Genomic DNA, 11,298 nt, shown 5'->3' with positions numbered 1-11,298 from the left:
TCATCCCTCGGTCGATCCGGCCGTGCCCTGCTCGGCCAGCCACGGCAGCAGCGCGTCGAGCTGGTCCGGCGTCAACGTGTCGAGCGAGGCCAGCAACCGCTCCGCCTCCTGCGGCGAGAACGGCTCGGCCTCGGGCCGCGACGGCGCCCCCGTCGACGCCCCGGTCGACGCCGCCGCGGGCGCCGCTGCGGCCGGCGCCTCGCGCGCCAGCCGGTCGAGCAGCTCGTCGACGAGCGCCCCCAGGGCCTTGCCCTCCAGCAGGCCGGTGAGCGGCAGGTCGACGTCCAGGTCACGGAAGATCTGGCCCCGGACCTCCACCGCGACCAGCGAGTCCAGCCCGGCCGCCTGCAGCTGCAGGTCCTCGCCGATGTCCGCCACCGGCCGAGCGAGCCGGGCGGCGAGCATGACCCGCACATACCGCAGCACCAGGCCGCGGCGGGCCCCGGCCGCGGCGCCGGGCCAGTCGCTCCGCAGCCGCCGCAGCGGCTCGGAGCCGTCCGGGGCGACGGCCCCCGGCTGCTCGTCGGCGTCGACGGCCGGCCCGCCGCGGTGGCGAGCGCGGTAGCGGGACCAGTCGACGCAGAAGACGCCGTACCGTCCGCCTGGCCCGGCCATGAGCCGGTCGAGCGCGGCGAGGGCCGGATCCGGCTCCAGCGGGGCGAATCCGGCGTCGCGAATCCTGGCCCGCAGGCGCGGGCTCAGCCCGGCCGCCATGCCGGCCGACCACGGCCCCCAGCCGACGCTCAGGGCGGGCAGCCCGCGCCCGCGCCGGTGGTGCGCGAGCCCGTCGAGGAACGCGTTGCCCGCCGCGTAGTGGGCCTGGCCGGGGGCACCGAGCAAGGCGGCCGTCGAGGAGTACAGGATGAAGTGCTCGAGCTCGATGCCCTCCGTGGCGCGGTGCAGGTTCCAGGCGCCCGCCACCTTCGGGCCGAGCACCGCCGCGAACCGGTCCCAGCTCAGCTGGGACAGCACCGCGTCGTCGAGCACCCCGGCCGCGTGCACGATGCCCCGCAGCCCGCCCCACTCGCGCTGCGCGCGCCCGACCAGCGCGTCGACCGCGGCCCGGTCGGTCACGTCCAGCCCGGCCCGGATCACCTCCAGGCCCGGGTGCTCGAACGCGCCGGCCGAGTCGTCGGCCCGGCGCGACGCGAGCACGACGCGGCGCACGCCCCGCCCGGCCAGCCACGCGGCGGTACGCCGGCCGAGCGCCCCGGTCCCGCCGGTGATGAGGTAGCAGCCGTCGCCGCCGGCCCGGACCGCCGGTGCCGCCGGCACCGACGCCGGCCGCAGCACGCAGCGGTAGATCCGGCCGTCGCGGATCGCGGCCTCGGCGCCGAGCGCGTCGGGGAGCCGGCGTACCGATCCCGCGGGGTCGCGGGGGTCCAGGTCGAGCAGCCGCACGCCCAGCTGCGGCGACTCCAGCGCCGCGCTGCGGCCGAGCCCCCAGAGCATGGCGCCGTGGGGATCGTCGACCTCGGCGGCGTCGTGCACGGCGACGGCACCGCGGGTCAGCAGGACCACCGCGTTCGGCGTCCGGCCCGCGCGCTCGGCGGCCTGCACGAGCGCCGGCACGAACCCGCAGGCGGCCCGCACGTCCCGGCCGTCATAGCTGTTCTGGCTTCCGGGGCCGTTCTGGCCTTCGGGGCCGTCCAGACCCAGGCAGCTCAGGACGCCCGTCGGGGCCGTCTCGTGCAGCAGCCGCGCCAGGTCGCCGGCGTCGGCCGGGTCGAGCTCGTAGCGGCCGTCGTCGCGGCGGGCGAAGCCCGCGCCGGCCTCCGCGACCGTGCACCGGTGCCCGGCGGCCTCCAGCGCCGCGACGGCGGGCCGCCAGAGCCCCCGGCGGTCCGCGAGCACGATCCACGCGGCGCCGCCGGCCGTCGCCGGACCGGGCGCCGGGGCCGGCTCCCACGCCTCGGCGTAGATCTGCGGCTCGGCACCGGGGCGGGCAGGGCCGTCGGGGGCGGCCGCGCCCAGGCGCACCGCCCGCAGCTCGAGGCCGACGAGGTCGAGCAGCGGATTGCCCTGCTCGTCGGTCAGCGACACGTCGGCCAGGGCCCGCGCCGCCTCGGCCGCCTGCTGCCGAACGTGAACCAGGCCGGTGCGCGCCGCGCCGCGCGGCGCGTGGAGCACGGCGCGGTGGATGCGAAACGGCAGCAGCACCCCGTCGGTCGGCGCGGACCGGGCGACCCGGGCCGCGATCGCCACCTGCACACAGGCGTCGAGCAGCGCCATCGTGTGCTCGCGCGGCGAGCGGGCCGCGAGGTCGACGCTGCCGGTGGTGTCCTCGCCGTCCAGGCGGAGCCGCGTGATCCACCGGAACGCCGGGCCGAACCGGAACCCGGCCGCCTCGAACAGTGCGTAGAGCTCGTCGGGGGCGACGGCCCGGCCGCCATGGTTTGCGGGCGGCGCCGTCCACGACGCCGGCGGGGCGTCGACCGGCCGGATCCGCCCCTCCGCCTGGACCTGCCAGGAGCCGTCGGCGAACGGATCCTCCGCGCGGGCCAGGCCGAGCGCCTGGGCGACGAGCCCGCGCTCGCCGTCCGGGGTGAGCACCAGCTGCACCCGGCTCTCGGCCTCGCCGACCACCAGGGCCCGCGGGAACACCAGGTCCTCGACGACCGCGTCCGCCCCGGCGCCGGCCGCCTCGATCAGGCACGCCGTGTGGTACGCCCCCGGCACGACGAGGCGGCCGGAGATCTCGTGGTCGGCGAGCGGGCGCGGTGACCGCGCGCTCACCGTGGTCTCGTAGCGCCGCTGCGGGGACTGCGGCAGCGGCAGCCGGCGCAGCTCCGGCGGCTCCTGCGCCGGCGGCGCGGCCGACCCCGGGGCGATCCAGTGCCGGGTGCGGGCGAAAGGGTAGCGCGGGGCGGACGCCTTGGCCGGGCGGAACGGCGCGTAGTACGCCGCCCAGTCCACCGCCAGCCCGGCCCGCGCCAGGCGGGCCAGGTGGGCCAGCACGGTGTCGGCGTCCGGAATGCGGGCGGACAGGCCCGGCAGCCAGAGCACGTCGCCGTCGGACTGCGCGCGGCCCGCGGTGCTCAGCGTCCGGCCCGGGCCCACCTCGAGCAGGACCGTGCAGCCCACGGCCAGGAGGTCGCCCACGCCGTCGGCGAACCTGACCGGCGCGGTGAGCTGGCGCCCCCAGTAGTGCGCGTCGAGCTCGTCCGCGCCCGCCCGGGCGCCGGTGAGGTTGAGCGCCAGCGGCACGGCCGGCGGCCGATGGGCGATCCGGCCCGCCGCCGCGACGAGGGGCGCGACGACCGGGGCGACCGCGGCCGAGTGGAAGGCGTGCGTCGTGTCCAGCGGGATCGTCATCCACCCCCGCCGCTCGAACGCGCCGACAAGCTCCCGCATCGCCGCATCGGTGCCCGAGACGGTGACGCGCTGCGGCGCGTTGTACGCGGCGACCGCCGCCGCGTCGCCGTGCGCCGCGACCAGGCGCTCCAGCTCCGCCACGTCGGTGCAGCCCACGGCGGTCATCCGGCCGGCGCCCGGCACGGCCGCGAACGCGCGACCGCGCGCGCCGACCAGCTCGAGCCCCTCCGCCGGGTCGAACACCCCGGCCACGCAGGCCGCCGCGTATTCGCCGAGGCTGTGGCCCACGACGGCGTCCGGGCGCACCCCGAGCGACGCCCAGAGCTCGGCCAGCGCGACCTGCAGCAGGAAGATCGCCGGCTGCAGCAGCTCGGCGCGCGTCTGCGCGGCCGGGTCGGCGAAGACGTCGAGCGGGTCGACGCCGGTGATGCGGCGGAACTGCTCGGCGTGCCGGTCCACCGCGGCGCGGAACGCCGGGTGCGCGCGGTACAGCCCGACCGCCATGCCGGCGTACTCCGCGCTCTGGCCCGGGAAGAGGAACCCCACCCGCGGGCGGGCCGGCGCCGTCACGCCGGCGTCCGCCGATCCGCCACCGCCGGCGAGCCAGGCGTTGATGCGCTCCGCCGCCGCGGGTGCGGTGTCGGCGAGCACGCTGAGCCGGTGCCGCAGTCCGGTGCGGCCCACGTGGCTGGTGTACGCCAGGTCGCGCAGCGCCGCGCCGGGCTCCCGCAGCCGCTGCGCCCAGCGTCCGGCCAGGGTGCGCAGCGCTTCCTCGCTGCGCGCGCTGACGGTGATGAGCTCCGGGCCCGGGCGCGGCTCGGCCAGCGCGCATGGCGGCCCCTGCTCGAGGACCGCGAAGGCGTTGGTGCCGCCGATGCCGAGCGAGTTGACCGCCGCCCGTCCCGGGGTGCCGGGCATCGGCAGCGGCTCGGGGTTGACGAACAGGCCCGAGCCGTCCAGCCGCAGCCGGGGGCTCGGCGCGGTGAAGTACGGGCTGGGCGGGATCTGGCCATGGTGCAGCGCCAGGGCGGCCTTGATGAGCCCGGCGATGCCCGACGCCGCCTCCATGTGCCCGATCAATGCCTTCACCGAGCCGATGGCGCACGGCTCCTCCCGGCCGAAGAGCTGCTTCAGCGCGCCGATCTCGGCGGGGTCGCCGAGCGGCACACCGGTGCCGTGGGCCTCGACGTAGCCGATCGTGGCGGGATCGACGCCAGCGGCCGCGAGCGCCCGGCGCATGGCGACGAGCTGGCCCGGCCGGCTCGCGGCGCCGTAGCTGGCCTTGCCGCCGCCGTCGTTGTTGATGCCGGTGCCGAGCACGGTGGCGTAGACGCGATCGCCGTCGCGCCGGGCGGCGGCGAGGGGCTTGAGCACGACCGCGCCCACCCCGCTGCCGAAGATCGTCCCCTGCGCGCCGACGTCGAAGGGCCGGCAGCGGCCGTCGGGCGAGAGGATGCCGCCGCGGCGGTACCAGTACCCGGCGGCGACGGGGAGCCGGATGTTCACCCCGCCGGCCAGCGCCGCCTCGCACTCGCCGCGCAGCAGGCTCTGGCAGGCCAGGTGCACGGCCACGAGCGAGGTCGAGCAGGCCGTCTGTACGGTGAGGCTGGGGCCGGTCAGGTTGAGCTTGTACGACACCCGGGTGGCCAGGAAGTCCTTGTCGGAGCCGAGCTGCTCCAGCGAGGCGGTCGGGTCGGCCGGCGTCCCCGCCGCGGCCAGCACCTCGGGCAGGTAGCTGGTGAGCACGCCGCCGCTGCCGGCGAAGACGCCGACCGGGGAGCCGGCGCCGGCCGACGTGCGCAGGCCCGCGTCCTCCAGCGCGTGCCAGCACGTCTCCAGGAAGATCCGGTGCTGCGGGTCCATGGCCGCGGCCTCGCGGCCGGAGATGTCGAAGAACGCCGCGTCGAACCGGTCGACGTCCTCGATCGAGGCGGTCGTCCGGACGTAGTCGGGGTCGGCGAGCCAGCGCGGGTCGACGCCGCCGCCGAGCAGCTCGTCGTCGCCGAGGTCGCGGATCGCCTCGCGGCCGGCGACGATCGCGTCCCAGAACTCGTCCACAGTGGACGCGCCCGGGAAGCGCGCGGCGATGCCGACGACGGCGATCGGGCCGTCCGGGTCGCGGATCGTCATGACGGCTCGCCGACCAGGGTGTACGCCCGCAGCAGATCGCCGACCGTGCGCACGCTCGTGATGGGCACCTCGTCGGTGAACGGGTCGGCGTCCAGCTCCAGCTCCAGGACCGCGACCAACCGGGCCAGGTGCAGCGAGGTCAGGCCGAGCTGGTCGACGAGCAACTGGTCCTCCTCCAGCCGCTCGACCGGCCCGGCCGCCTCATTGACGATCTCGAGCAGCACAGCCATGACCGCGTCCCGCCTGTTCATGCAGATCACACTCCCGTTCACGTTCGGGCCGGCCCGCGGCCAGGACTTCAGCAGGTGTAGCCGCCGTCGACGGCGATGGTCTGGCCGGTGATGAACGCGGCCGCCGGCGAGGTGAGGAACCGCACGACGCCGAGCACGTCCTCGACCGAGCCGAGCCGGCCCAGCGGCGTGCGGCGCACGATGCGCCGGCGCTGCTGCTCGCCGATGCCGGCGGTCATGTCGCTGTCGAAGTAGCCGGGAGCGACGCTGACCACCCGGACCCCCGCCGGGCCGGCCTCCCGGGCCAGGCTCCGCGTCAGCCCGTCGAGCGCCGCCTTCGCCGCGCCGTACACCGCGACGCCGGCCTGCCCGCGCAGCGCGTTGATCGACGACAGGTTGATCACCACGCCGGACCGGCGGGCGAGCATCGGCTTGAGGCACGCCCGGGTGAGCAGCACCGGCAGCGTCAGGTTGGTCCGCAGCGCGGCGTCGATCGCCGCCGCGGACGTCAGCGTCAGCAGGCCCTCGAGCCCGACCGCGGCGTTGTTCACCAGGACGTCGATGCGGCGGTGGCGGCGCACCGCCGCCCGGACGAACCCGTCGACCGCCTCCGCGTCCGTGCCGTCGAGTGCGGACCACGACAGCAGGCCCGGCTCGGTCGCCTCGCGCAACGCGGCCAGCTCGGCGGACTCGGTCCGGCTGAAGGTCGCGACCCGGTGGCCGCGCCGCAGAAAGTCCGTCACGAGCGCCAGGCCCAGGCCGCGGCTGCCCCCGCTGACGACCGCCACCGGACGCGGCGGCTCGGGCCGGGTCACGTCGCGGCTCCCATCCGCTTGAACCGCCCACCGTGCAGCGGCCCGTCCGAGACGGTGACCACGGCCGGCACCTTGTGCGGCGGCAGGTGCTCGGCGCAGAACCGGCGCAGCCGACGGCTCAGAGCCGGGCGCTCCTCCGCCTCGATGAGCTGCACCGTCGCCACGACGATCGCGCCGGTGACGGCGTTGGGGCGCCCGGTCACCACGACGTCGCCGACGTTGCCCGCGCGCAGCAGGACGTTCTCGACCTCGGCGGGCGACACCTTCTCTCCGCCGACGTTGATAAGGGCCGAGAGCCGCCCGAGCACGCGAAGGGCGCCGTCCTCGGCCACCTCCACGGCGTCGCCGGTGTTGAGCCAGCCATCTTCGTCGAAGGGGCTGGGCGCGTTGAGGTACCCGAGCATGCTGCTCGGCGACCGCACCCACAGCACCCCGTCGCGCACCCGCGTGTCGAACCCGGGGCCGCCGACGTCCATCCGCAGCGATTCGGACGCGACGGAGCGGGTGGGCAGGATGCCGGTCTCGGTGAGGCCGTAGGTCTGCTTGAACCGCACGTGCGGGAACACCTCGGCCGCATGCGCCAGCGTGACCTCGCGCATCGGCTCGGTGCCGTAGGTGATGAGCTCCAGCGAGGACAGGTCGCGGTCGCGGTACGCGCCGGACAGCAGCATCATGTTGATGAAGGTGGGCGTCGTCGGCAGCACCTGGACGCGGTGCCGCTCGATGGCGGCGCACGCATTCCCGGGCGTGCGGCGCGGCTCGGTGACCACGGTGCCGCCGCCGACGAGCGTGCGAAACAGCGTGTTGACGCCGCCGATGTGGTCCAGCGCCATGAACTGCAGCGTCCGGCGCGGCCGCGACGAGGCCCCGAACCCGTCGAGGAGGCGCGGCAGGGACAGCAGCGCCGCCTTGCTCTCCCCGGTCGAGCCCGACGAGAACAGCACCAGGCCGGCCTCGCCCGCCGCGGCCAGCCGCGCCAGGAGGGCCGGCCGCGGCGCTCCCGGCGCCGGGAGCGCCCGCGCCGCCCACGCGGCCAGGCCGGCGAACTCGACGATCCGGGTCGCGTGGGCGGTCGCGATCCCGGGCCCGCTCCGGCGGCGGCGGGTCGGCCGGGGCGAAGGGGACCACGACGGCGCCGCGGACGGCCAGTGCGACGACGAGCGAGACCACGGCCGGCGACGCGGCGCCGACGACGGCCACGACGTCGCCCTGGGCCACCGCCCACCGATCCAGCCTCTCCAGCCAGCCGGCGCTCCGCTCGGCCAGCTCGGCGTAGGTCACCGTGCCGCCGTGCCCGGCCATGGCCACGGCGCCGCCCCGCTCCCGCAGCTGCCGCGGCAGCCGATCCACCGCGTTCACGAGCCATCCCTCCTGACCAGCGCGGGCCGCGCCGCCGCCCCCGGACCGAGCCGAGCCGCGAGGTCCTCGATGGACTCCGACTCGAAGATCGACCGCATCCGCAGCTCGCAGCCCAGCACCGTGCGCACCCGGCCGATGAGCGTCATGGCGAGCAGCGAGTTGCCGCCGAGCTCGAAGAAGTTGTCGGCCGGGCCGGCGCCCGGCACCCCCACGACCTCGGCGACGATCTCGCACAGCCGTCGCTCGCGGGAGCCGGCCGGCGCCACGCCGCGGTCGGCGGCCGGCCCGGCGCCCGCCGACCGGATGCGCGACAGCGCGCCGCGGTCGAGCTTGCCGTTGGCCGTGACCGGGAACGCCTCGACGAGCTCGACCCGGTCGGGCAGCAACGCGGCCGGGACGCGGCCGCGCAGGAACTGCCGGACCGCGGCGGACGTCAGCCCGTCGCGGCCGGCGGCGCCGGGCACGACGTAGGCCACCAGCTGCGCGATGGGCGTGCCGGGATCGGTCGCGACGACGGCGGCCCGGGCGATATCGGGGTGGGCGCACAGCGCGGCCTCCAGCTCGCCGGGCTCGACCCGCAGGCCGCGCACCTTCACCTGGTCGTCGATGCGGCCCCAGAACTCGAGCTGACCGTCGGGGCGCAGGCGGCCCTTGTCGCCGGTGCGGTACATGCGCTGGCCGGGGACGCCGCTGAACGGATCGGCGACGAAGCGCTCGCTGGTGTGCGCGGGCCGGCCCACGTACCCCTGGGCCACGCCGAGCCCGCCGATGCACACCTCGCCGACGAACAGCGGCGGCAGCAGCTGCCCGTGGTCGTCGACGATGTAGAGCCGGGACGTGCCGGCCGCCCGGCCGGCCACCTGCCGCCGGTGCCCGCCGATCGCGACGATGGCCGACTCGACCGTGCACTCTGTGACGCCGTAGGTGTTGAAGGCAAGCAGCCCGGGCTGGTCGCGCAGGCGCCGCCACAGCCGGTCCGACGCGCCCTCGCCGCCGATCACGACGATCCTGGGCGGGTGCGGCACGTCGAGGATGCCGGCGTCGACCAGAACCTCGATCTGGCTGCTGCTGCCGTCGAGCACCTCGATCGCGGTGTCCGGGTCCGAGCCGCGCTCCAGCAGCCGCAGCGGGTCCGTCCGCTCCTCGTCGTCGAGCAGCAGCAGCCGGTGCCCGAAGGCCATCATGGCCAGGCAGTGGTTGATGAACACGTCGAAGGTCAGGGCGCTGAGCCCGCCGACGTTGACCTGGCGGCCCGCCGGCAGCCGCGCGTACATCGGCCCGAGCTGGGTGGTGGCGAGGGCGATCACGCCCGCCTGGTCGACGACGACGCCCTTGGGCCGCCCGGTGGAGCCCGAGGTGAACACGACGTACGCCGGGGCCACGGCCGGGCGGTCGACGGCGCTCGCAGCCGGCTCCCCGTGCAGCGCGGCCACGGCGACCGTGGCCGCCCCGGCGAAGGGTTCGTCCGCGATCACCAGGCCGACGCCCGCCTCCTCGACGAGCAGCCCGCGACGCGCCGGCGGCTGCTGCGGGTCCAGCAGCAGGAAGGCACCGCCCGCGCACCAGGTGGCGAGGATCGCGACGATCAGCTCGGCGCGCCGGGGCAGGCAGATGCCCACAGTCGTGCCCGCACGTACCCCGCGCGCCCGCAGGCCCGCAGCCGCCGCGCGGGCCCGGCCCGCCAGCTCGGCGAAGGTGAGCCGCTCGCCCGCCGCACGCACCGCCTCCCGGTCGGGGACGCCGGCCGCGGTCCGCTCGAAGAGCTCCCAGACCGACGTGCCGGCCGGCGGGGCGGTGTCGGGCGCCTCGGGGGCACCGAGCGCCAGCGTCTCGGCCCGGGCGGCCGCATCCATGAGCGCGATGCTCGCGAGCGGGGCGCCGGGCGCCCGGCACAGCGCGGGCAGCAGGTGCGCGTAGGCCGCCGCGAACCGCCGCATGGCGGCCTCGGAGAAGCGTCGGCGGTCGAACTCGACGGCGATCGTCGTCTCGCCGGCCAGCCGCTGGATGTCCAGCGTCAGGTCGAACTGGACCCCGGGCACCTGCGCCGGGTCCGGCTCCGGCGTCACCCGAAGCCCGGGCAGCGCCCACACGTCGGCCGGGTCGACCGCCCGATAGCCGATGGCGAGCTGGAACAGCGGGTTGCGGTCGGCGTCGCGCTGCGGTGCCAGCGCGTCCACCACCGCCTCGAACGGCACGTCCTGGTAGTCGAGCGCGTCGTGGACCGCCTCGCGAACCTGATCGAGGTACTCCTCGAAGGTCAGCGTCGGCGCCGCCGGACAGCGCAGCACGACGGTGTTGGCGAAGAACCCGATGGTGCCGAAGAGCGCCGAATGCGGCCGGCCGAGCACCTGGGTGCCGACCGGGACGTCGCTCGTGCCCGCCCAGCGCTGCAGCAGCAGGCAGTACACCGCCAGCAGGCCCATGAACGGCGTGGCCGCGCGGTCGCGGCAGAACGCCTCGAACTCGGCCAGCACCGGCTGCGCCACGGCGACCGGCAGGCGCGCGCCGACGAGCCCGTCCGGGCTCGGCGAACCGTCCTCCGGCAGCCGCGCCGGCTCGATTCCGGCGAGCCGCCGACACCAATAGTCAAGGCCTTCGCGATCCGGTTTCTGGGCCGCACGGTAATCGGCGTACTGCGCCGCCGGCACCAGCAGCTCGGGCGCATTCGGGTCGGCGTAGGCCGCCCGTAGCTCCTCGGCGAACACCTGTACGGAAATGTCGTCGGTAATGAGGTGATGAAACCCGAAGACCAGCAGGTGCCGGATGGCCGACAGCCGTATGACGCCCGCTCGCCAGAGGGGTCCCGACACGATGTCGAACGGGGCATCGATGAATCGCCGGGCCTCGGCGTCGGCCCATTCACGGCCCTCACCCTCGGCGTCGACGAACCGGATCCGCACCGCCTGGGCGGCGCCGTCGTGCACGACCTGCCGAACCTCGCCGCCGCGCTCCAGAAACGTCGCCCGCAGCGCGTCATGCCGGCCGTGCAGCACCTCGAGCGCGCGTTCGAGCCGGTCGATCGCGAGTTCTCCATCGACGACGAGGACGGTCCCCCAGACATCGGCCAGACTGCCCGGCCGCAGCAGCATCGAGGCGAAGTACATCCTTCGCTGGGCCGACGTCGCGGGGATCTCCCGCGGGCCGGGCGCGGCCGCCGGGGCAGCCGGCTTGTCCTGCCATTTCATCTGGCGCGTTTGCGACACGAAAAACCTCCGACCGATCGGCCGTATGCAACGAGAAAGCATTCCCGCACGGCGGGACAGAGAATCACGGACACCTATTGCATTTTGGCAAAGAAGCCGCGGTACGGATGACCCGGCGAAACCGGGCGGAGGCGAGCTTAACCGAACCATGACGCGTCGATGCAATACCGCCACAACGACCGGGCCGGTCCTGTCTCGCCGGCGAGACAAGACTGGCGGGACAACCGCACCCTCGGGCTATCGTCG

Annotated in this window: 5 protein-coding genes; all 5 read right to left on the bottom strand. The window is 76.0% G+C overall.

Features of this window, described 5'->3' with window-relative positions:
• Entirely contained in the window at positions 1-5,445 is a 5,445-nt protein-coding gene (locus ABT369_RS05170; protein ID WP_350610411.1) for a type I polyketide synthase, read from the bottom strand.
• The gene (locus ABT369_RS05165) at positions 5,442-5,696 is read right to left on the bottom strand and encodes a phosphopantetheine-binding protein (RefSeq protein ID WP_350610410.1); all 255 of its coding nucleotides are present in this window, start codon (positions 5,694-5,696) and stop codon (positions 5,442-5,444) included. Before ABT369_RS05165 ends, ABT369_RS05170 begins: the two co-directional genes overlap by 4 nt.
• A 47-nt stretch (positions 5,697-5,743) precedes the next feature.
• Positions 5,744-6,490 carry an SDR family NAD(P)-dependent oxidoreductase gene (locus ABT369_RS05160; protein ID WP_350610409.1) on the bottom strand — a complete coding sequence of 249 codons (747 nt, stop codon included), beginning with the start codon at positions 6,488-6,490 and terminating at the stop codon, positions 5,744-5,746.
• Positions 6,487-7,434, bottom strand: a complete 948-nt coding sequence (locus ABT369_RS05155; RefSeq protein WP_350610408.1) for an ANL family adenylate-forming protein — start codon at positions 7,432-7,434, stop codon at positions 6,487-6,489. Before ABT369_RS05155 ends, ABT369_RS05160 begins: the two co-directional genes overlap by 4 nt.
• 411 nt (positions 7,435-7,845) lie before the next feature.
• Positions 7,846-11,052, bottom strand: coding sequence for a non-ribosomal peptide synthetase (locus ABT369_RS05150; RefSeq protein ID WP_350610407.1), 3,207 nt, complete (start codon positions 11,050-11,052; stop codon positions 7,846-7,848).
• Positions 11,053-11,298: the final 246 nt, after the last annotated feature.

This window comes from Dactylosporangium sp. NPDC000244, assembly GCF_040300725.1.
GTDB lineage: Bacteria > Actinomycetota > Actinomycetes > Mycobacteriales > Micromonosporaceae > Dactylosporangium.
Note: the sequence above shows the minus strand (reverse complement) of the source record. Positions and strands in the feature narration are given on the sequence as shown.